Annotated in this window: 24 protein-coding genes and 1 pseudogene; 13 read left to right on the plus strand and 12 right to left on the minus strand. The window is 35.2% G+C overall.

Annotated features, from left to right (window positions below):
• The 5 genes and pseudogenes from Q0W26_RS06395 to rrp42 all read left to right on the plus strand — a co-directional run.
• Positions 1-439, plus strand: a pseudogene (locus Q0W26_RS06395) (proteasome subunit alpha); the annotation flags it as partial.
• 28 nt (positions 440-467) lie between these two features.
• Positions 468-1,169 (plus strand): ribosome assembly factor SBDS, encoded by a 702-nt coding sequence (locus Q0W26_RS06400; RefSeq protein ID WP_298523454.1) that lies wholly within the window; start codon positions 468-470, stop codon positions 1,167-1,169.
• A 19-nt stretch (positions 1,170-1,188) separates the two neighbouring features.
• A complete protein-coding gene (gene rrp4 / locus Q0W26_RS06405; protein ID WP_298523455.1) occupies positions 1,189-2,172 on the plus strand; it encodes an exosome complex RNA-binding protein Rrp4 in 984 nt (327 codons plus the stop codon).
• Between the two features lie 40 nt (positions 2,173-2,212).
• A complete protein-coding gene (gene rrp41, locus Q0W26_RS06410) occupies positions 2,213-2,905 on the plus strand; it encodes an exosome complex exonuclease Rrp41 (protein WP_298523456.1) in 693 nt (230 codons plus the stop codon).
• Between the two features lie 12 nt (positions 2,906-2,917).
• Positions 2,918-3,703, plus strand: coding sequence for an exosome complex protein Rrp42 (gene rrp42, locus Q0W26_RS06415; RefSeq protein WP_298523457.1), 786 nt, complete (start codon positions 2,918-2,920; stop codon positions 3,701-3,703).
• On the opposite strand, the gene Q0W26_RS06420 is transcribed toward rrp42, so the two are convergent.
• From Q0W26_RS06420 to aroD, 8 genes are all read right to left on the minus strand, one after another.
• The gene (locus tag Q0W26_RS06420) at positions 3,700-4,329 is read right to left on the minus strand and encodes a molybdenum cofactor guanylyltransferase (protein WP_298523458.1); all 630 of its coding nucleotides are present in this window, start codon (positions 4,327-4,329) and stop codon (positions 3,700-3,702) included. The genes rrp42 and Q0W26_RS06420 overlap by 4 nt on opposite strands.
• Positions 4,330-4,347: 18 nt before the next feature.
• Positions 4,348-5,106, minus strand: coding sequence for a hypothetical protein (locus tag Q0W26_RS06425; protein WP_298523459.1), 759 nt, complete (start codon positions 5,104-5,106; stop codon positions 4,348-4,350).
• A gap of 18 nt (positions 5,107-5,124) precedes the next feature.
• On the minus strand, positions 5,125-5,688 hold the full coding sequence (gene cbiT / locus Q0W26_RS06430; RefSeq protein WP_298523460.1) for a precorrin-6Y C5,15-methyltransferase (decarboxylating) subunit CbiT: 564 nt from the start codon (positions 5,686-5,688) through the stop codon (positions 5,125-5,127).
• Positions 5,689-6,237: a UbiX family flavin prenyltransferase gene (locus Q0W26_RS06435; protein WP_298523461.1), complete on the minus strand. Its 549-nt coding sequence runs from the start codon at positions 6,235-6,237 to the stop codon at positions 5,689-5,691.
• A 9-nt stretch (positions 6,238-6,246) separates the two neighbouring features.
• Positions 6,247-7,473, minus strand: a complete 1,227-nt coding sequence (locus Q0W26_RS06440) for an HD domain-containing protein (protein WP_298523462.1) — start codon at positions 7,471-7,473, stop codon at positions 6,247-6,249.
• Positions 7,474-7,478: 5 nt separating this feature from the next.
• The gene (locus tag Q0W26_RS06445) at positions 7,479-7,766 is read right to left on the minus strand and encodes a hypothetical protein (protein ID WP_298523463.1); all 288 of its coding nucleotides are present in this window, start codon (positions 7,764-7,766) and stop codon (positions 7,479-7,481) included.
• 240 nt (positions 7,767-8,006) lie between these two features.
• The gene (locus tag Q0W26_RS06450) at positions 8,007-8,609 is read right to left on the minus strand and encodes a S24 family peptidase (protein WP_298523464.1); all 603 of its coding nucleotides are present in this window, start codon (positions 8,607-8,609) and stop codon (positions 8,007-8,009) included.
• A gap of 4 nt (positions 8,610-8,613) precedes the next feature.
• Entirely contained in the window at positions 8,614-9,291 is a 678-nt protein-coding gene (aroD, locus tag Q0W26_RS06455; RefSeq protein WP_298523465.1) for a type I 3-dehydroquinate dehydratase, read from the minus strand.
• Between the two features lie 139 nt (positions 9,292-9,430).
• Between aroD and Q0W26_RS06460 the strand changes: the two genes are divergently transcribed.
• From Q0W26_RS06460 to Q0W26_RS06475, 4 genes are read left to right on the plus strand one after another with little or no spacing between them, the layout of a single operon-like run.
• The gene (locus Q0W26_RS06460) at positions 9,431-10,156 is read left to right on the plus strand and encodes a hypothetical protein (protein WP_298523466.1); all 726 of its coding nucleotides are present in this window, start codon (positions 9,431-9,433) and stop codon (positions 10,154-10,156) included.
• 10 nt (positions 10,157-10,166) lie between these two features.
• Complete coding sequence (sucD, locus tag Q0W26_RS06465; protein ID WP_298523467.1) at positions 10,167-11,030, plus strand: succinate--CoA ligase subunit alpha; 864 nt, start codon at positions 10,167-10,169, stop codon at positions 11,028-11,030.
• Complete coding sequence (gene hmgA / locus Q0W26_RS06470; RefSeq protein WP_298523468.1) at positions 11,030-12,232, plus strand: hydroxymethylglutaryl-CoA reductase (NADPH); 1,203 nt, start codon at positions 11,030-11,032, stop codon at positions 12,230-12,232. Before sucD ends, hmgA begins: the two co-directional genes overlap by 1 nt.
• A 1-nt stretch (position 12,233) precedes the next feature.
• Entirely contained in the window at positions 12,234-12,440 is a 207-nt protein-coding gene (locus Q0W26_RS06475; RefSeq protein ID WP_298523469.1) for a hypothetical protein, read from the plus strand.
• On the opposite strand, the gene Q0W26_RS06480 is transcribed toward Q0W26_RS06475, so the two are convergent.
• Genes Q0W26_RS06480 through Q0W26_RS06495 form a run of 4 tightly spaced genes read right to left on the minus strand, consistent with a single transcriptional unit; the run spans position 12,437 to position 14,787 of the window.
• Positions 12,437-13,078, minus strand: a complete 642-nt coding sequence (locus Q0W26_RS06480; RefSeq protein ID WP_298523470.1) for a DUF116 domain-containing protein — start codon at positions 13,076-13,078, stop codon at positions 12,437-12,439. The two genes, Q0W26_RS06475 and Q0W26_RS06480, sit on opposite strands and share 4 nt — an antisense overlap.
• 8 nt (positions 13,079-13,086) lie before the next feature.
• Entirely contained in the window at positions 13,087-13,539 is a 453-nt protein-coding gene (locus Q0W26_RS06485; RefSeq protein ID WP_298523471.1) for a hypothetical protein, read from the minus strand.
• 36 nt (positions 13,540-13,575) lie between these two features.
• Positions 13,576-13,710, minus strand: coding sequence for a hypothetical protein (locus tag Q0W26_RS06490; RefSeq protein WP_298523477.1), 135 nt, complete (start codon positions 13,708-13,710; stop codon positions 13,576-13,578).
• A gap of 60 nt (positions 13,711-13,770) precedes the next feature.
• Positions 13,771-14,787, minus strand: coding sequence for a lipopolysaccharide assembly protein LapB (locus Q0W26_RS06495; protein WP_298523472.1), 1,017 nt, complete (start codon positions 14,785-14,787; stop codon positions 13,771-13,773).
• Between the two features lie 116 nt (positions 14,788-14,903).
• Here Q0W26_RS06495 and thsA point away from each other — a divergent pair, with 116 nt between their 5' ends.
• From thsA to endA, 4 genes are all read left to right on the plus strand, one after another.
• The gene (thsA, locus tag Q0W26_RS06500) at positions 14,904-16,553 is read left to right on the plus strand and encodes a thermosome subunit alpha (RefSeq protein WP_298523473.1); all 1,650 of its coding nucleotides are present in this window, start codon (positions 14,904-14,906) and stop codon (positions 16,551-16,553) included.
• Positions 16,554-16,965: 412 nt separating this feature from the next.
• Positions 16,966-20,979 (plus strand): pseudomurein-binding repeat-containing protein, encoded by a 4,014-nt coding sequence (locus Q0W26_RS06505; RefSeq protein ID WP_298523474.1) that lies wholly within the window; start codon positions 16,966-16,968, stop codon positions 20,977-20,979.
• A gap of 169 nt (positions 20,980-21,148) precedes the next feature.
• Positions 21,149-21,862 carry a metal-dependent transcriptional regulator gene (locus Q0W26_RS06510; RefSeq protein WP_298523475.1) on the plus strand — a complete coding sequence of 238 codons (714 nt, stop codon included), beginning with the start codon at positions 21,149-21,151 and terminating at the stop codon, positions 21,860-21,862.
• 93 nt (positions 21,863-21,955) lie between these two features.
• The gene (endA, locus tag Q0W26_RS06515; RefSeq protein ID WP_298523476.1) at positions 21,956-22,471 is read left to right on the plus strand and encodes a tRNA-intron lyase; all 516 of its coding nucleotides are present in this window, start codon (positions 21,956-21,958) and stop codon (positions 22,469-22,471) included.
• The last annotated feature ends 162 nt before the right edge of the window (positions 22,472-22,633 follow it).

Raw genomic sequence — 22,633 nt, forward strand, 5'->3', positions numbered from 1 at the left:
ATCTAAAAAATTATGTGACATGTTACAGTTATATACTCAAAATGGTGGAGTAAGACCGTTCGGTTCCGCTTTAATCATTGGTGGAGTATATGACGGCAAAGCAAAATTGTTCGAAACTGATCCGAGTGGAGCATTAATAGAATATAAAGCAACCGCTATTGGTTCAGGAAGATCTGCTGCTATGGAAATTTTTGAAGAAAAATACAGTGACGATTTGACCTTGGAAGGAGCAATTGAATTGGCCTTAATTGCCATCAATGATGCTACAGACCATGACACAACTTCAAAAAATGTTGAAATTGCAGTTATCAAAAATGACGATGGAAAATATGTAAAGCTCTCTGCAGATGAAGTACAAAAATACATTGACGAAGTACTTGTTGCTGAAGATGAATCTGAAGAAATCGAAGATGATTCCGAAGAAGATTCAGAAGAATAATGTTTAATAATAGTTAGGGGATGTTTCAATGGTTAATGTTGATGAAGCTATTATCGCTAAATATGAATATTGTGGTGAACACTTTGAAATATTGGTTGACCCTGATTTAGCAGCTGATTATCGTAATCCAGATGGTCCTGATGTTGCCATTGAAGATCTTTTAGCTGTTGAAGAAATTTTCAAAGACTCCAAAAAAGGAGATAAGGCTTCCGAAGAAGCCATGAAGAAAATATTTGAAACTACTGATCCTATTGAAGTTTCTAAAATTATACTTGAAAAGGGCACAGTGCAGTTAACTGCAGATCAAAAAAGAAAAATGCAAGAGGATAAACGAAAATTGGTTATCAATAAAATTGCTAGAGAAGCAATCAATCCTCAAAATGGTTTGCCTCATCCTGTTCAAAGAATTGAGAACGCCTGTGATGAAGCAAAGGTAAAATTTGATCCTTTCACTTCAGTTGACCAGCAAGTACAAAATGCCCTAAAAGCCATTAAACCGCTTATCCCTATCAAATTTGAAAAAGCCAAAGTTGCTGTTAGGCTTCCTGGCTCTGCCGCTGGAAGTGCTTATTCTGTTATTCATGGATTTGGTGAAATCATTAATGAGGAATGGCAACAGGACGGTTCATGGATAGGTATTATTGAAATGCCTGGCGGTCTTCAAAATTCTTTTGCCTCTAAAATGGCTGAAATTTCAGGTGGGCAAGCAGAAACTAAAACTATAAAATAATTAAGCTGATGGGATTATTATGATATATGTGGAAAATAAAGATTTAGTTATTCCTGGTCAGATATTAGCTGACGATGAATACTATTCAGGAAGAGGTACCTTTAAAGACAATGGTAAAGTTTGTTCTTCTTTAATGGGACTTGTTTCTTTAAGGAATAAGAAAATTAGAGTTATTCCTCTTAAAAGCAAGTATGTCCCTAAAAAAGGAGATGTTGTAATAGGTAAGATTAACGATGTCAGATTCTCAATGTGGGATGTTGATATTAATTCCCCTTATTCTGGAATTTTACCTGCTTTTGAAGTGTTTGGTCGTGAGAAAAAAGAGCTCAACAAAGTTTTCGATGTTGGGGATGTTCTATTTTTAAGAGTTGTCGATGTTGATGAAATCAAAAAGGCAAAACTCGGTTTAAAAGGAAGAGGAATGGGTAAATTTAAAGGAGGAATAATCGTTGATATTGCTCCAACTAAAGTTCCTAGATTAATAGGTAAAAAAGGTTCTATGATCAACATGATTAAGGATAAAACCAATTGTAAAATTGTTGTTGGTCAAAATGGTCTCGTTTGGGTTAAAGGTGACGAAGACATGGAACAACTTACCAAAAATATTATTCATTTGATTGAGGCTGAAGCTCATACTTCTGGTTTAACAAATAAAATCAAAAACAAATTATACTTGGCTATTGATGGTGAATTACCACCTGAAGAAGTTTCTGAAGAGGAAGAAGAATTTGTTTTAGAAAAACCTAAGCTTCAAAATTTTAAAGAAGAATTAGAACAGGAAGAAAGAGAAGCTGAGGAAAAAGAAGCTGCAGAATCTCCAGAAGCGGAAGATGCTGATGAAGCTGCAGAAGTTGAAGAAACTGAAGAAGATAACGCAGAAAAGGATGAAAAACCTAATATTGCTGAAGTCATTGAAGAATTGAGGAAAAAAAATAAAAACAAAGATAATACTATATCTTTAGGTGATAACTCAAACAATTCTTTAATTTTGAATAATAAATAATGATTAATATTTCTTCGTATTATAAATGAGGTTGATATAAATGTCTGAAATGATAAGAGAAGATGGTAGGAAATTTAACGAATTACGCCCTATCAAAATTGAAGCAGGCGTTCTTGAACGTGCAGACGGTTCTGCTTATTTGGAAGTTGGAGGAAACAAAATTTTAGTAGCGGTTTATGGTCCTAGGGAATCATACATTAGAAGATTGCTAGAACCTAATTCTGGTGTTATCAGATGCAGATATAACATGGCACCATTTTCAGTAGATGACAGGAAAAGACCAGGACCTGATAGAAGATCTTCTGAAATTTCCAAAATCACCGCCGATGCATTAAGGCCAGCATTGATGTTGGAAAATTATCCTCGCTCAATGATTGATATTTTTATAGAAGTAATCGAAGCTGAAGGAGGAACCCGTTGTGCAGGAATCACAGCAGCTTCCGTTGCTTTAGTTGACGCCGGAGTGCCTATGAAAGATATTGTTGTAGGTTGTGCTGCTGGTAAAGTTAATGATGAAATTGTACTTGATTTATCAGAATATGAAGATAAAGAAGGTCAAGCTGATGTTCCAATAGCTATGATGCCAAGAACTGGTGAAATCACATTATTACAAAGTGATGGTGATTTGACTGAAGAAGAATTTGCAAAAGCAATTGATTTAGCTATGGAAGGATGTTTACAAGTAAGTGAACTTCAAAAAGAAGCTTTAATGAAAAGGTATTCTACAGAATAGTGGGTGGATAATATGGATATAGTACCGGAAATTACAAAACAAAGTATTACTAACCTTGTCAAAAACGATAAAAGAGAAGATGGCAGGGAATTAACTGAATATAGGGATATTTCTATTGAAACAAATGTTATTTCTAAAGCTGAAGGTTCTGCTCGTGTTAAAATTGGTGGAACTCAAGTTATTGTAGGTATTAAACCACAACTTGGAAGCCCATTCCCAGACACTCCAGATTTAGGAGTTTTAATGACAAACTGTGAAATGTTGCCTATGGCTGATCCTACCTTTGAACCAGGACCACCTAGTGAAGATTCAATTGAACTTGCACGTGTAGTGGACAGGGGTATCCGTGAAAGTGAATTGGTGGAATTGGACAAATTATGTGTTGAAGAAGGAAAACATGTTTGGATGTTATTCATCGATTTACACATTATAGACAACTGCGGTAACCTTTTCGATGCATGTGAATTGGCTGTAATGGCTGCACTTAAAACCACTAAATTACCTGTTGCAAGTATTGTTGATGAAGAAGTAGTCCTCAGTGAAGATGAAACCTTTGATTTACCAATCAATAATGAATTGGCTTTATGTACATTTGTTAAAATTGGTGATAAGATGGTAATTGACCCAACATTAAGTGAAGAAAGAGTGGCTAGTGCTCGTTTAAATGTTGGTGTTACTAAAGATGGTCATATCTGTTCCATGCAAAAAGGTGGAAAAGAACCATTGACTAAAGATGAAATTCTTTACTGTGTAAATACTGCAGTAGGAAAAGTAAAAGAGTTAATAGAATATCTTTAAATGTCTGAAGGACGATTAAGATTTCTAAATTCTTTTTTTTCTATTTTTTTATTATCTATCAAAACAAATTTCGTATCTATTTTTTCTATCAGTCCCTTGATGTGCAAAACATCATTTTCAATTAAGTCTTCAATGATTGGGACAATATTCTTATTGTAAATCGAGTGAAGTGGCTCTGATGTTTTAATTTTGTTTTCTCTGTCGTGATAAGGGACAATTGCCTGATAATCCTCAGTAATTTCTGAAAAAATAGTGGTGATGTAGTTTTTTGTCACATATGGGCTGTCGCAAGGCAGTATGAGTGCATAACTGCTTTTTATTTGCCCAAGTCCGGTCATAATTCCCGGCAGTGGTCCTTTATTTTTAATTTTGTCTTCAGTAAATTTGATGGTATAGGTGTAATCTTTTGAATCAATAAATTCACTATATTTGGCAATCCTTGTTTGGTCATTTAAAACAATTACTGCTTCATCTATTTCGTGGTTTAAAGTAGAAAGTATGTGTTTAATCATTGGTTTGTCCTGAATAATCATGGACCCTTTGTCACGACCCATTCTTCTACTTTGACCTCCACATAAAATAATGCAGGATTTAATATTTTCACTACTTTTGATTTCATTACTCATATTAAATCTCCTAAAATGTTATTCCACATAGACGCTTGCATCTTTATCAAACGGATTTGTACGTATCATCAATGCAATCATGTATGGATAATGTTTATCCAAGTATTTCAGGTAATAAACCCATTCGTATACCAATTTGGAGTACACTCTTTGCATGTCTCCGTTAAGGTGTCCGAAGTCAGTGTCATTGACTAAAGCCAAATCGGTTCTGTGTTCCAATTCTTCATCAAGGTGAAGAATTGCATTTATCAATCCGGTGAATTCTTCTTTTTCAAGCAGATTTGGATTATTTATCAAGTTGATGATAAATTCCCTTTTGCCTGCAAGCAATGTTCTCAAATCCTCAAGGAATTCTTCTCTTTCTTCCGGAGCAATGTCTGCTCTGAAATCAACTGTCGAATCTTTAAGTTCCTCCAGTTTATTTTCATAATCATTCTGATTCCAGTTTTTGATTTCTTTTAGATTTTCAGTATTTGTTTTATACTTGTTGACGCTGCTTAATTGACTGATTAAGTCGTTTCCAACTTCTGAAAAGAAAGTGCTCATAAGCATGTCTAGTTTTTCAAGCATTGCTTCTTTTTCTTTTTTCTCAATTATCTCATCAAGTAAAAATGCTACAACAAGAATATCAACAGGAATGAAACCTAAATGTGTCCAGATATAGGATATGATATGTTCTGCATCACCTAAAATGAGATAATTGGAACCGTAAATGATAATTATTAAAATTACCATTAAAATGGAAAATTTCATTTTCCAACTTAAACGTTCACTCATTTTTTTAATCTCCAGTTTTTATCTTTTTTTGGCAGTCATGATTGCTATTGGGTTTTCACTAATCATCAGGATTCCACGATCAAGGACACGTCCGTTGGACACATTCACTTCCATGATTTTTGGATTATATCCTAATTGCTTAAGCTTATTAATCGCTTCGACTTTTGTGTCAACCAATATTGCAGTAATAATGATTCTGCCTTTTGAATTTAGTTTTTCATGAACAATGTCCAGGATATTTTCGAGCTGTCTGCCACTGCCCCCTACAATGGCAATGTCAATGTCGTCAATATCATTTAAGGCATTTGCTCCATCATCATTAATTAATGTGACGTTGTCGCCAAGTCCGAACTTCTCAAGATTTCTGGAAGTTATTTCAATGGCTTCGGGATTTGTGTCGATTGAAATTACTTCACGAGCCCTTTGGGCAAATTCACAGGTAATTCCTCCGGTTCCGCATCCGCAATCCACAACCTTGTCTGTGTCTGTTACCTCTGATTTGTATAATATGATTGCCCTGATGGCTTCTTTTGTTGGTCCTGGTACGTCACAGGATTTAATAAAATCCTTGTCTTCTAACATTTATTCCCACCTTTTAAATAAATTATTTTCAATTTTCAATGAGTCTAAAATCTTCCCTACAATGAAATTGATCTGGTCATCAACAGTATCATGTGTTGAATAAAATCCTGGCATTGCCGGTAGGATTATGGCTCCTTCTTGTGATAATGTTAGCATATTCTGTAAATGGATGCTTCTAAGTGGAGTTTCGCGAGGAACAATAACTGTTGGCCTTCTTTCTTTGAGGCTGACATCAGCAACTCTTGTTATTGTATTTGCTCCGTATCCATTGGCTATTGATGATAATGTCTTCATGGAGCATGGCACAATGGCCAGTGCATCCGCTTTAAATGAACCGCTGTTGATTGAAGCGGTCAGGTCATTGAAATCGTAGAATGCATCTGCCAGATTCATTACCTCTTCAACTGTATAATCTGTTTCTGATTCAATCACGGTTTTTCCAGCATCGCTTATGACCAAACTGTTTTCAATATTCATTTCTTTCAATACTTCGAGCAATCTTATTCCATATATTACTCCGCTTGCACCGGTTATTGCAACTACTATCATTTAAATCTCCTAGAATAGTTTAATTTGGTCATAATGGATTCCATGGAATTTTTCTCTATCGATTTCAGGTAAATCAAGATAGTTTTCCAGTTTGAATTTTTCAAATTTTGATTTTTCACTTTCATCAACATAAACGCTGATGTCTGGAATATTGAATCTTGCTTTGCTTAATGCACCGATGATGTTTGAAATTTCTGTCAAAGGATATAATTTTTCATCAACGTTTACTTGGGTTTTCATTTCATCGAAACGAGGATATTCCGCAATATTTATAAATACATAATTTTTATCGATGTCGTAATCTTCAGCAATTTCCTCTTCAGCCTTTCTCAATTCGCTTTGTTCAATCTTATACATTTTTTCAGGATATTTGAAATTATCGAGTCTGATGGTTTTAACTCTTTTCATGATGTTCCTGTTGTCTAATCTGGACATCATGTCATTCACGAATTTATCTTCGCAGTGTCTGAATACTCCGATAATTTCAGCATCATCATATTTGTAGATGTCATTCTCATTGATTATGCCATCATCTATCACTTTTTTCAAAGCTCTTCTAAACATTGAATTAACGATTCGGGTGGTGTGGTGCTGATAAACGCTCGGATACATGAAATACCTTGATACTAAAGCTCCTTCAGCAGCTTGAACTCCTTTAATGTCCAATATCAATCCATCTTCAAGTTTTAAATTGGAGATTATTCTCTGATAATCAATCACACCATATGCAACACCGGTATTGTGTGAATCTCTTAAAAGATAATCCATCCTGTCCACATCAAGTTCTCCTGAGACGATTGGTCCTAGATGACCTTTTCCATTGACAATATCTACAATTTCATTGACATCAAATTTTTCTTCAAGTAAATCTTTCATTGATGTTTTTGTAACGACATATTTTGTCAACTCTTCATGGGGCACTGATAAAACCCCTTCGGATACATGTGAAAACGGACCGTGTCCAATATCATGCAATAGTGCTGAAGCTCTTATTAATTCTATTTCATCCTCAGACAATCCCAGTTCTGTTGACAGTTTTGATCCCAGATTCATGGTTCCGACGGAATGCTCAAATCTTGTGTGTGTAGCTCCGGGATAAATTAGGCTGATTAAACCCAGCTGCTTGATTCTTCTCAAACGTTGGAATTGTGGCATGTCCATAATTCTTTCTTCGAATTTGTTTAAGCTGATATCTCCATAGACACTGTCCCTTATGAATTTTTTCTTTTCGGCCATTTTTATCAGATCTCCCAATCTTCAAATAGTGTTTCATTCCAAGTATCGTTTGTGTCATAAGTACCGTTTGTGGTATTTGTTGAATTTTCAGTATTATTTGTTTCAACTTCAGGAATTATTGTTGGAACTTCATCGATATAGGCAGGTTCGAATGAATCGTTTTCAATTGAACTCAGCTTATATGAATCGTCATCTTCCGTTATTGTCAAACTTGCAAAAGCACTGCTAATTGTAAATGCGATTACTGCAATTATTAGAAATACAATCAGATTTGCTTTTATTGAGTCTTTCATAATAACACTAATTTTCATTTAATTTAAAAATTTAAACTATACTATTATTATTTATTTAAATAGCTATTATTTAATAGTTATTAAATGAATATTCATTCAAATTCTTTTTCACTTTTCATGTTTGATTAATGATTTGTCATTTTCATCCATAATCGGTTAAAATCAGTTGTAAGATTATTCATATGAAAAAATCCAAAATGGCAGTAAATTTATATCTGGTGGTATGATTACCATATCTGTTCAATATTTGATGGCGACGCCGTTAATGTCGGATATGTCAACCCAAGTGCTGATGCCTTTAAGTTCATATAATTCGCCGTTAATGATTTCATATGAAATCTCTTTATTGTCACTGACCAAATGGATTGAGTTGCCATCTACTTCGTCAACCCTTTTAATGATGCCTCCATATTCATCGGATTCGGCAACGACAATGTCTCCGACATTAACATCATGTGTTTTGTTAATTAGCACTGCTTGTCCGTCCTGCAGGGTTGGAACCATTGAGGTTCCGTCAACATAAACGATGACTGGAATCTGATTTTTTCCAAAACTTGAATCGATGCTGATTTCGACATCCTCCAGCCCATATTTGCTGCAAATATTCGATATTCCTTCTTTAAGAGTTTCAACATCTGCTGTCGGGTCGTCCATTACATCCAATGCATAATCGCAGATTTCCTGATTTAAATTATGGGTATCGACATTTGAAAGGGTGTTGGTGTTGACGCTAATGTTTTCACCGTCAATGTAGACATTAACATAATCATTTCCCAAGAAGTTTAAAGCCAGAAAACCCAATAAAAAAAGTACAATTAAAGCTAAAATAATTTTTTTAGCCATATTATCACTCGTCTAGTATGTTTAAATCCATGTTGAGCAATGCTTTCATGGTTTCAATGTCAATTTGGCCCGGCGCTGTCACGTCAGTTCCTGCAGCAAAAGTAATTGGTGAGTCAAATTTTGATGCCATGACTCTGGTATAGCTTCCCAAATCTCCCATTGAAATGGCTATTGTGTCTTTGCAGTGTGAAAGGACAGCGAGGATTGTTAATGTGTCTTCCAAATCCTGCGGCATGAATGCAACCTTTGCAATGTCTCCAAGTTCCTGCTCTTTTTCGACAATGTATGTTATTTCACTTAATTTTGGAGTCTTTTCAAAGTCATGATAGGAAACAATGGTTGTCACTCCGGTATCATGGATTTTATTGATGTATTCGTCATTGCTTTGAAGTTCGATGTCAACATAGTCGGCAACATCACAGCATTCATATAGTATGTTGAATCTTTCCTCTTCTGTTCCCTTAAAAGATCCTCCTTCTGTGTTGATTCGGTTAGTGGCTATTGTTGGAAAGTCTATTTCTTTGATTGTATTTTTGATTTCGCTGATATCCGGATTTGAAAGTGCGTCTATTCTAAACTCCAGCACATCTGCTCCCTTATCGATACAATCTCGAGCCACTTCAATGACATCTTCACAATTCTTTTGAAAAATTGGAATTGCAATTTTTGTTTGAGAATACATTACTATTATATTTATCAATTAGTTATTATTAAAGTTACTTCAAACTCTTAATATTTAAATAAATTGAAAAACAAAATTATATATCAATAAAATTTTTATATTTTATTTATTTATCAAATCAATTATTCAAGGTGTTAATTTGAAAATTACTGCTATTGGTGCGGATATATCAAAAAATGATGTGTCCTGCAGCGCAAAGCTAGTAGAAACTATTGAAAAAAATCTTCATACAGTCAAAGAAGCAGGCGCAAGGGATGTTGCTTTGACAAATGTCACTGGTGATGACGTTGTCGTAAGCGCATTTGTTGAGGATGATTTGCTTGAAGTTGTAAATGAAGGCATAATCAATGTTTTAAAAATGAGCGCTGAAAATCTAGGGGATTTGTCTGGAATTTCAAAGACTCCTGATGGTGCAGGCGAAGGCGTTTCTTATGCCGAAGCCAGTATCAGGCCGGATAGATTTCCTGATGCAATTGTTTTAGGCTTTGATACATATGGGGGAGAACCGTTTGTAGCGGACGTTGCCAACTCAGCAATCGATGCCTCAAAAGGAATGAAAAATGTAACTGATGTGTCAGATTATATTGAGCCTAAAATAAGAGAAATTCCTGGCGTTGGATATGTTTCACCTGAAACCGATGATCCTGTTGTTGTGGCCACTATAGAAAATATCGAATCTGTTGGAGTGGTTGCAGGGGCAATGATTGGTGCTGCGCTTGGAAACAAAAATGTTTACTTGGTTAAACGAGGAACAACCTGCAATGTATTGCCAGGTAGCGTTATATTTTCCGCTACTGCATTCATGAACGGCAATGTCATTGATTTGGCAGTTCCATTTGAAAATAAAACTAGAATTTTAAGATAGGAGTTATATTATGATTTTATTAAATGAAGATACAAAATGTTTGGTTCAAGGGATTACAGGTAAACAAGGTTCCTTTCACACTGAACAAATGTTAAAATACAATACAAATATTGTTGCAGGTCTTACTCCTGGTAAAGGAGGCCAAAAATTCATGGATCAAGTTCCAATCTTTAACTCAATCGAAGAGGCAACAGAAGAAGTTGACATTAACTCTTCAATTATTTTTGTACCTGCAAGATTTGCAAAGGATGCTGCATTCGAAGCAATCAGACACTTGGATTTGGTTGTAATTATTTCAGAGCATATTCCTGTTCATGACAGTATGAAAATCATGGCATATGCAAAAGAAATGGGAACAACAATCATCGGTCCGAATACTCCGGGGATTATCTCTCCTGGTGTAGGTAAAATGGGTATCATGCCTACCCACATCTTTTCAGAAGGTAATGTGGGTGTAATTTCAAGAAGCGGTACATTAACATACGAGATTGCAAGTGAGCTAACCAATGCAGGAATAGGTCAGAGTACTGCTGTAGGAATCGGTGGGGACCCTGTTACTGGAAATAATTATGTGGATATCTTAAAAAGATTCGACAAGGATGATGATACTGATGCAGTTGTTTTGATTGGTGAAATCGGCGGAACTGCAGAAGAAAGAGCTGGAAAATACATTGCTGAAGAATTTTCAAAACCTGTCGTATCATACATTGCAGGAAGAACAGCACCTCCGGGCAAAAGAATGGGGCATGCTGGAGCTATCATTCAAGGTTCTTCAGGTACTGTTGAAAGTAAAACCAAAGCATTAAATGAAGCAGGTGTTGAAGTAGCAATCAAGCCATCTGAAATTGTAGATTTACTTAAAAAGGTTATGTAATGACAAATCAGGAAATTATTGATAAATTATTGAATGGCGAAATGAAACTTTATCAGGTTGACAGTGAGGTTTCAGCCAAAGAGGCAACTGACATTAGAAGAGAGTTTTTGGAGCAGAAATACTCAATTGATTTATCCAATATATCAAATTATACTTTAGACATGGAAAGGGCATCTGCAAGAAACATTGAAAACTCCATAGGTGTTTTACAGCTTCCTATGGGTATTGCAGGTCCATTAAAAATCAATGGGGAATTTTGCACAAGAGAAGTTTTTGTTCCGCTTGCAACTTCTGAAGGAGCATTAGTGGCATCAATCAACAGAGGCGCATCCACAATCACTGCTTCAGGAGGCGCCAATGCAAGAGTAGTCTCAGATATCATGACACGTGCACCTGCAATCAAATGCAGTGGAGCCAGTGAAGCTTTAAAGATTAAACAATGGTTTATTGATAATTTCGATGAGTTAAAAGAAATTGCCGAAAGCACAACTTCACACGGTAAACTACTTAAAATTGATCCTATCTTAATTGTTGGAAGCTATGTCTATCCAAGATTTGTCTTTTCAACCGGAGACAGCATGGGAATGAATATGGTAACAATAGCTTCTGAAAAAATCCTGGAAAAATTGGCACAGGATACCACTGCAAATCACCTTGCATTAAGCGGTAATGTCTGTGTCGATAAAAAGCCGGCGGCAATAAATATTGTTGAAGGCCGTGGAAAAACCGTTATAGCAGACATATTAATACCAAAAGACATTGTTGCAAAAAAACTTAAAACTACAACCGAAGCAATCGTCGAAGTCAACATGGCTAAAAACTTGATTGGTTCAGCAGCCAGTGGAAGCATGGCATTCAATGCCCATTATGCAAATATGGTGGCTGCAATATTTTTGGCAACCGGTCAGGATGCCGCTCACGTTGTTGAAGGTTCTCTAGGAATCACTACTGCAGAAAATAGGGATGGAGATTTGTATTTTTCAGTAAACTTGCCAGACTTGCCTGTAGCTACCGTTGGTGGTGGAACCAGTCTTGAAGTTGCTCACGAAGGATTGGAAATTTTAGGCGTTGCAGGTTCAGGTCATGCAAAAGAATTTGCAGAAATAGTTGCATGTACAGTATTGGCAGGAGAATTGTCTCTTGTTGGTGCAATTGCAGCGGGACACCTTGCAAGAGCTCATCAGCAACATGGTAGAGGATAATATGGATGAATTTCTCGATGAATTGTATCCAGAATTAACTCTAGAAACTGATGATATAATAATGACTATTGCTGTTAAAAAGGACTACTCTGAAATCGAGGATTTTGATAAAAGAAAAGAAGAGTTCATCAAAGATTTGAATGAATTTATTCAAGAGTTCAGTGAAACTCCGGAATCTGATGATTTCATGAGGTATTACGAGGATTAGTATTTGGAATCTATTTTTTCAAATACTTTCTTAACATTTACTTTTGTTTCAAAACACCCTGTTTTTTCAAGTAAAACTCCTTGCGGATAAAAATCTGACAATAACATCATCATTTGATTCAAATCCTCATGGCATGCAACACCGATAACTGCCTGAAACTTGTTTTCCATAACTATTTTTTTAACAAAGCTTGATCCAGGGACAATATATAATTTATAACCTAATGGTTCTGATTTTTTCTTGATGGCTCCAATTGAGCATAATCCGCATTCTGTACAGTTAAGCCCCTCTTTTTGAAGTGTTGCAGGACAGTCTCTGTGTCTTAAGCAGTGCGGTAGGAATATCAATGTTTTTTCGGCAGGTATTTGTCTGAATTTTTCCTTGTTGACATCGTCCCTGACCTTGATTGCGATATCGTCAATCAGATGGTCATCCAATTTCAATATGTGGGCTATTGTCTTGAAAGGAGAATATAGAAGGTCAACCACAAACAATATGAATCGGGGGAATTTGATTTTGTTTTTTCTAGCTATCAATAGTCCTAAAATCAGAACTGCAATGAAGAGTATTACAATTAAGATTGCCAGAAATACTACTAATTGGCCTAAAAACATGTAAAATGAATCGATAAATAACATTATTCAACCTAAAATTCTTCAATGGTATAGTCAGTAAATTCTCTGTTCAGTTTCACACCTGTTGGAGTTTTGATTATTTCAAGTCCTGACAGGCTGTCGCATGAACATAAGACATTCTGTTCGGGGTGTGTTCCGGGTGTAATATTGCAGTTCAGGTTCACTCCATCTCCAATTGATATGACTGTTTCAAGTCTTTTTGTAGATGGGTGGTCTTTATTAAGAATTACTAATGGGGATGATTCTTCACGGCTTAGATATGCCTGTGCTCTTATTGCTCTTTTATCCTTTTTAAAGTTTGATACTGCAATGATGTCGTCTGATTCTAAAAATTGGACTATCTCATCATTGTCCTGTGTTGCAATGAAAAGCATCTTGTTTTCATATGCTACCTTAACGACACCCACCATTCCGGTTTCGCCTTCAAGAAACAGTATCTCATCATTTTTAAAATCAATGTTCATGTAATCACAAAAAAAATAAAAAAAGAGTAAATGAATTTACTCTGCAAGTTCAACGTTATCGCTTTGACAAGATGGGCAAACTACCTTTTTTCCAAGACCTTTAAAGGTATTTCCACAGTCTTTGCAACGATATTTTTTGGTTTTCAATTTTGCTAAGTCTATATCGGCCATTGGCCCTCCACTAGAACACATTTTAAATCACCTATTTAATATTATATATTATAGTATTATTTAATTGTTTATTTCATCGGCCATTTCTTTAATTTTTGCACCTGTCTTTTCATCATTTGTCAGGTTGAATAGGAGTTCATAGAAGTATAGTGCTTGAGTATATAATTTGTTGTTCTCATATTCGTTAGCAAATTCGTTCAATGTCTCTAAAATGAATGGGTTGACTCCAAGCTGTATATTCTTATCTTTAATTATTGCAATTGCTTCTTCGAGGTTCATGTCGGTGCTTTGGCCTTTTGATTCAATGTAGTGCAGTTCGCTATGTGCCATAATGCTCATTTCAAATGTCATGCTGTATTTTAGAAGTGCAACGGCAACCTCAAAGTTGTTCTCTTCAATGTAATAGTATGCCAGGTTTCTGTAGCATCTAGCTATGTCCTGAGGATAGTAGGAATAGGTTAGCGCTTCGGTTGTGTACATTACAAATTTGTTGAAGGTGGGAGTGTGCTTTTTATAGATTTCGCTTAACTCCAGTATGATTCTTGCTGAAACAGGATTGATCTTATTTGCCTTTTTCAGGTTTTCCTCGGCTTCTTCAAGTTGGTTGTCCTCAAGGAGCAGAAATCCGTAAATGTAATATAAGTCAAGCACAGGTTTGTTGTCAGGAATGAGCCTGACCTCTTTTTTAGCTCCGATGTATTTCCTGAAAAGCAGTTCTTCTAATGGGTTTGTGAAGCTGTGGTATTCGCTGACTTTATCGTCTTCAAACATCCCTGGAAAGCTTTCCATAAACTCATCAAGAATATCTAACGCTTTTTTATATTCTCCAAGTTCAAGATATTCGGAAATTTCATCCAGAATGTCCATTATTGGGTTTTCCTTATCCGAAATCTCTATGAATTCCTCTTTTTCCTCATCGCTGAGACAGTCCCACATCATCCTTGAAACTTCACGGATTATTTCCTTGTTGTAGGGATGGTCCTTATATTTCTCAATCTGTGATGAGAGGTATTTCCTGTTCAAATCCCTGTTTTCTCCCAAATTTGCTTTGATTTCTTTAATTATCTCTTCGTACATTAACACACCAAAAGTTAGTTTAATGGGTAATGTTTTTATATTACCTCTTACCTATTTAAATATGTATAAAAACTTAGTTTTATATTTTATTTAAAAAATTTTAAGGTGATTATTAAATGGCAAATCAACCAATATTTATCCTTCCTGAAGGAACCGAAAGATATTCAAAAAGAGATGCTTTAAGAATGAATATCACTGCCGCTAAAGTATTGGCGGGCATTGTAAGAACTACTTTAGGTCCTAAAGGTATGGACAAAATGTTAGTCAACTCCCTTGGTGATGTGACTGTCACCAATGATGGTGCAACTATCATGAGAGAAATGGAAATTAACCAGCCTGCAGCTAGAATGCTTGTAGAAACCGCTAAAAAACAAGAAGATATTGTCGGAGACGGAACCACTTCCGTTGTTGTTATAGCAGGAGAACTTTTAAGCAAGGCTGAAGAGTTATTGGATGACGGAATTGCAACTTCAGTTGTTGTTAAAGGATTCAGAAATGCTACAGCAAAAGCTGTTGAAATCTTAAATGAAATCGCTATCGATGCAGATGACAAGGACACTCTTAAAAAAGTGGCTGTTACCGCAATGAGTGGTAAAGGTTCAGACTATGCAAAAGACCATTTGGCAGATTTAGTTGTCGAAGCTGCTTTAAGAATCGAAGAGGACGGAAAATCTGATATCGACAACATTAACATCCAAAGGGTTTCAGGCGATTCTGTTGAAGATTCATTTTTAGCAGAAGGTATCGTTATTGATAAGGCTCCTGTGTCTAAAAACATGCCGAAAAAAGTTGAAAATGCAAAAATTGCAATCATGAAATATCCTATTGAATTGAAAGACATCAACACCGATGCTAAAATTGACATCACAAGCCCTGATCAGTTTGAACTTTTCCTAAACCAGGAAGAGGAAATGATTAAAGGTTTAGTGCAAAAAATAGTTGATTCAGGTGCTAATGTATTGTTCTGTCAAAAAGGTATTGATGACATGGCAGAGCACTACTTGAGAAAGGCTGGAATCATGGCTTTCAAAAGAGTCAAAAAATCTGATATGGAAAGAATTGAAAAGGCTACTGGTGCTAAACTCGTAACTGACATTGAAGATTTATCTGAAGAAAAATTAGGTACTGCAGGTAAAGTATATCTTGACAAACTATTTGATCATGAATTGACTTTCATTGAAGAATGCGAAAATCCGAAAGCATCCTCCATTGTTTTAAGGGGAAGTACCCGTTATGTTACCGAACAAATTGCAAGAGCACTTGACGATGCTTTAGGAGTAGTTGCAGCTACCATCGAAGAAGGTAAAGTTCTTATCGGTGGTGGAGCTTGTGAAATCGATTTGGTAAAACAATTAAGAGATTATGGTGAATCTGTAAGTGGAAGAGAACAATTAGCTATTTTAAAATATGCTGAAGCTTTGGAAATCATTCCTAAAACCTTGATTGAAAATGCAGGTTTGGACACCATCAACTTAATTGCAGATTTAAAAGCAGCTCACGAAGATTCCAAATTCATTGGTATAAACGTATTCTCAGGTGAGGTAGTTGATATGAAAGAGGATGGAGTCATTGAACCTCTAAGAGTTAAAATCCAAGCACTCCAATCAGCTGGCGAAGCCTGTGAAATGATCTTACGTATCGATGACATGATTGCTGCAAGAAATGCATTGAATTCAACCGGACCTGATGAGTCTGGTAACGATGCAAGCGGTATGCCACCAATGCCTGGTGCAGGCGGAATGGGTGGAATGCCTCCAATGATGTAAATTTTTACATCTTTTTTTCTTTTTTTATTTTTATTGCTTATTTTTGATTAAACTCAATTAAACTTATTGATTTTCATTCTAACAAAAACATAATCAATGTTTTTCATTATTATAGTCTTAAACTATATGTTATTTTATGGGATAAGCACTACAATTACTGTTTTAAGTTTCATATTGTTAAGTCACTTTAAAAATTATTTCATATGGTTTTATCCTTTTAAAGATATTTTTAAGTATAATTGCACTTAATTTCTTATTTTCATTAAGTTTTAAACTTATTTTTAAAAATTAAAAGAGTATAATGCTTTTTTCTAAATAAAAAGGTTTATATAACATATTTGTAATAAATATTGTTGAAGTGAGATTGTAATCTCACGGTTGTTTAAAAAAATTGTTATGGAGGTAAATTATTTTGAACAAACAATTATTGCTCACTGTTTTTTTAGCGCTTATTATTGTAGTTTCAGTTGGCGCTATCTCAGCAAGTGAAGTAAATGTTACAGATTCCTATACTACTGGCTTAGTAGATGACACATCAGATGTATCAGTCCCATTAGAGAAAACTGCTGATTCATCAGAAAGTTCTGTATATAGTTATTCAAGTGTTGATAATGCATCTAAAGTTTCTCTATCAAGTGAAGAAGTTTTAGAATCTGAAAATTCAAATACTTTATCAACTAACATAGCAAGTGATTCTTCAAATGATAGTGATAATGGGGTTACTAGTTTAGCCGTGTCCTCTTCAGAAATTGAAGTATATGGGGCAGCTAGTAATGTTTCTTCTACTGTACAGCTTTCAGACACTATCATTGCAAAAGACATTACTAAATACTATAAAGGAAGCACCCAATACACTGCGACATTTAAGGATTTATCAGGAAACGTTTTAAAGAATACAAATGTCAAAATAACTATAAATGGTGTTACATATACTAAAAAAACTAACGCTAATGGGGTTGCTTCACTAGCAGTTAATCTTAAACCCGGCACTTATACTGTTGTTGCTGTTAATCCAAAAACCAATTATAAATTAACAACTAAATTCAAAGTATTGACAACAATCAAGGCCAATGACGTTACTAAGGTTTATACTGACAGCAAGAAATTCACTGCAACATTTCTGACAAGCAGTGGAAAGGCTTTAGCTAACAAGAATATCAAATTTAAGATTAATGGTAAGACTTATACTGCAAAGACAAATAGTAAAGGTGTAGCAAGCCTGTCAATGACAACCCTCAATAAGGGAACTTATAAGATTATTTCTTACAATACTGACGGCTTGACCAAAACCAACACTGTTAAAGTGGTTTCATCTACAACTTCATCTTTAACAACAAGTTCATACACTTTCCTTAAAAGTGAAAGTAAGACAATTAAGGTCACTTTACTAAATGGTTTGGGCTATGCACCGGGTGCAGGAAAAATTATTAAATTCACAATCAACGGTAAAACTTATACTGCAAATACAAATAGCAAAGGTGTCGCTTCACTTAAATTGCCTAACCTGGCAAATGGGGCATACACTGTAAAATACGCATTTGATGGAAATAACTTCTATAAGAAATCAAGCGCATCAAATAAAGTTTATATCATTCCATCTAAAACTCCAACTTTCACAGTAAAAAGTGCAACAACATTTGGAAAAGGTGCCGGATCTTCATTTAAAGTTGCTTTAACTTCCGGCAATGTTGCTTTAGTTGGAAAAACTGTTACTTTAACTGTTAGTGGTAGTAATTATACAAAAACCACTGATAGTAATGGTATTGTATCATTAACAATCAATTTAAAAGCAGGTCAATACACTATCGATTATGCTTTTAAAGGCGATTCAAAAGTCAATGCGAAAACCGGATCTACTGCAATCACTGTTAAAGACAGGACTGCCACCTCTTTAACTTGGAAAACTTCCGGAACTTTGTATCAGGGAACACAAACCTTCAAAGTCCTATTGCAGGATTCAAGCAAAAAGGCATTGTCTGGAAAAACTGTAAAATTAACCGTAAATTCTAAAACCTATTCTGCTACAACCTCTTCAGATGGTTATGCCACTTTCAGCGTAAATCTGCCTGCAGGAACTTATACTACATCTTATAATTTCGAAGCCACTGGAGACAATTCCTATGCTCCAAGCAGCGGAAGCGCAAAAGTGACTGTCAATAAGAAAACCACTTTAAACGGATATGGTTATTGGGTTTTCGGTGGAGACATGAAAAAAGTTGATTTAAGCAGTTTAGCTTCTAAAGGAACTTCTGACATTTTCCTAAATTACTATGCATTCACTGCACACGGCCAATCTGCGGTTGAATCCTGGATTGCAACTGCAAACAGCTATGGAATCAGAGTTCATATTTGGATGCAAACATTCTATGATGGTAGTTGGATTAATCCTGTTAAAAACGGATCTCCTAACACTGCATATTTCAATCAGGTAATTTCTGAAGCTAAAAAATATGCGGGAGTTAAGGGAGTCGCAGGTATTCACTTTGATTATATGAGATATCCTGGTACTGCTGAAAATACCAAAGGAGGTACTGCAGCTATCAGCCAGTTTGCTAAACAGGCAGCCGAAGCACTTCATGCATTGGATTCAAGTCTTATTGTTTCCTGTGCGGTAATGCCTGAAACTACAAGTAATATAAAGTATTATGGTCAGGATTTATCTGCAATCAGTTCCTACATGGATGTAGTCGTTCCAATGATATATAAAGGAAATTACAAACAGACCACCTCCTGGATTTCTTCAGTAACCAAATGGTTTGTGGACAATTCCAAAGGCGCTGAAATTTGGGCAGGTTTACAAGGATACGGATCTGACAGTAATGTTGTTAAATTGACTTCAACTGAAATTACCAAAGACGCTCAGGCGGCAGTAACTGCCAAAGCAAGCGGTGTAATGGTATTCAGATGGGGAGTAACAAATCTTGTCAATTACAATTCATTGACAGGTAAAACAACTGCAAGCACTATATCTTCATCTTCAACTGGAGATACTGTAACTCTTGCAAATGTTTTAGCTGCTGCTAATACTTTGAAAAGTACAATCTCCTCTTCTGGAGTTGTGCCTGCTAAAGTAACTGTTGGTGGTGTAAGTTATTCAACTCCTCAGTTCCTGTATATGATGTCTCAGGCTATTGTCAATATTAATGCAGGAAAAACATCTGCAATTTCAGTTGTATCTGCTTTAGCACCTTCTGCTTCTGCCGGTGACTCTGAAGGTCAATTGGCTGAAGCTGATTATATTGATGTTGCAAAAAGGGTGGCCAGTTTTATTTCATCCAATAAACAGGCTCCTAACTATGCAAGTTCAACATTGGGTCAAATTAAATATGAAAACTTGGTTGATGCATTTTCAAGGGTTTTAGCTTACTATAAAACTAATTCACAGTTGCCGAATTATGTTACAATCAGTGCAATCAAAAAATCTAGTTCAAGTTCAAGTTCAACCACTACAAGTACTGCAACATCCAAAACAATTTCAATTAAGAATATTTTGACTGGTGCATCTAATTTGAAAACCTACATTTCAAATAATGGTCAGCTGCCGAATACTGTTACTGCAGGTGGAATCACATTCACCACTCCTGAATTCCTGTATTTGATGAGTCAAGCCATTTATCAAATTGGAAACTCAAATTCATCCAATATTGCATATATCAGTGGGGTAAGTGCTGCGTCTTCTCCTAGCGGTGACACCATCAGTTCAGAAAACTTGAATAAGGCAGATTATTTGACTGTAGCAAACAATGTGGCCAAGTTTATCAGAAACAATAAGCAGGCTCCTAATTACGCTTCATCTGCTGTAGGTAAAATTATCTATTCTGAATTGGTTGATTCATTCTCACGTGTGTTGGCGTACTATAATTCAAACAGTGCATTGCCTAACTATGTTGTAGTTACTTATGGATCAAGCAGCAGCAGTTCTGCTTCAACAGCTACAGGTACTGGTTTGAATCAGAAAAATACTCTTAGTGATGTTTCAGCTTACTTGAAATCTACAACCAACTGTCAAGTTGGAAATGCCAATATTAAATCCATAGTAAATTCACTTACTTCTGGATTAACTACTGATTTGGCAAAGGCAAAAGCCATATACAATTATGTAAGAGACTCCATTTCATACAGTTTCTATTATAATACTAATTATGGTGCGGCAGGAACATTGTCAGCTAAAACAGGTAACTGTGTGGACCAGTCACACTTATTGATTGCAATGTACAGAACAGCAGGTCTTGCGGCCAGATATGTTCACGGAACATGTGTGTTCTCAAGTGGAAGCACTTACGGACATGTTTGGACACAGGTTTTAGTGGGAGACCAATGGTATGTTGTAGACCCTACAAGTACAAGAAATTCATTTGGAACTATTGTTAATTGGAATACAAACTCATTCACATTGCATGGAACTTATGCAAGTTTATCATTCTAATTAACCTTTCTTTTTCTTTTTTTAGCAAAGATTTAAATATACCTAAATTTAAATTAGTATTAACCAATCTCTTTTTCGATTTATCTTACCCTAAAAATTTAGGCATACCAAAACTTTTTTATACTCAAAATAATATAAATTAATAATAATCTATTATTTAGGTGATTTCATGGCTGAGGATAAAATTAGTGAAAATATTGAGGAATATTTGGAAGTTCTATATCGTAACGGAAGCAACGGAGAACAGGTTTCAACAACAACTCTCTCAAAAGAACTTGGTATTGCTCCAGGCAGTGTTACTCAAATGCTTAAAAAATTAGAAAATTTAGGTTATATTGGATACACTCCATATAAGGGAGCTACTTTAACTGAAAAAGGTATGAAAATAGCTCAAAAAATCACTAGGAAACATAGAATCTTAGAGAAATTTCTAATGGATATCTTAAAGATTAAAGAGGAAAACATCCACGACCAGGCATGTGAAATGGAACACACCTTGTCTGATGAAGCGGAAAGGGCATTATGCACAATGCTGAACAATCCGGCCTTATGTCCTGATGATAATATTATTCCTGCATGTAACTTTGATTTTGCAAGCTGCAACGAATGCTATTCTCAAAAGGATTTTGATCAGGTCATGAACAGGAAATTTAACCTATTGTCTATTTCTGAATTGACTTCAAATACTGAAGGCACAATATCTTTTATCCGTGGAAATAATGAACTTTTAGATGATATTGCCGATTTGAATATCAAAGTGGGTTCACATTTAAGCTATGAATTTAATGATAATAGGGTAGGTAACCATTATTTGGTTAATATTGATGATAAAGAGTTTAATATCCCTGTAGAAATGGCCAATAATATTTTTATTAGGGTTTAACTTTATCCATTTTCTTTTTTTACAAATATTTATATAATATTTATTTCAAAATTATTAGCATTAAATATAATTTATTTCTTTTTTGGTGTTTTAATGCGTGGAAACTTATCTAATGAAATAGTATCTGTTAAAATTGAAGAGGGTAGTAAAAGACCAATTGCCTTGCATGAAAAAAGCAAGTTCGGTAAAATTGAAGCTGACTCTTTAAATCTATCTTTAATTGAAGCCTGCTATTTGTTGGAAAAAGAGCGTTTAGACATTTATGAAGATGACGTTGAATGCAGTATAGGATATATCATAGATCTTTTAAAGGAACAGGACAATTATGCCAAATACATTGTTTATCGTGATTTGAAAGACCGTGGATATGTTATTAAAACAGGATTCAAATATGGCTCCGAATTCAGGTTATATGATAGGGGCAGATCTCCAGGTCAGGGGCACTCTGATTATTTGGTGAAGATTATTTTTGAAAATTATGACATTGACGCACTTGACTTTGCAAGCTATGTAAGGGTTTCACATGGTGTTAACAAGAAGCTCCTTCTGGCAATTGTCGATGATGATTTTGACATAACATACTATAATATCGAATGGACAAGACCCTAATTTTAATTAAAGAAATCTATTATATTTCGACATAATTTTTAATTTGACATTATAATTATCAATCATAGATTTAAAATAATATACTTGAAGGTGGTAATGTGGAAAATTTAATTGATCCATGGGCATCATTTAGCCTAGATTATGATAAGTTGGTTAATCATT

Source organism: uncultured Methanobrevibacter sp. (genome assembly GCF_947169325.1).
GTDB lineage: Archaea > Methanobacteriota > Methanobacteria > Methanobacteriales > Methanobacteriaceae > Methanocatella.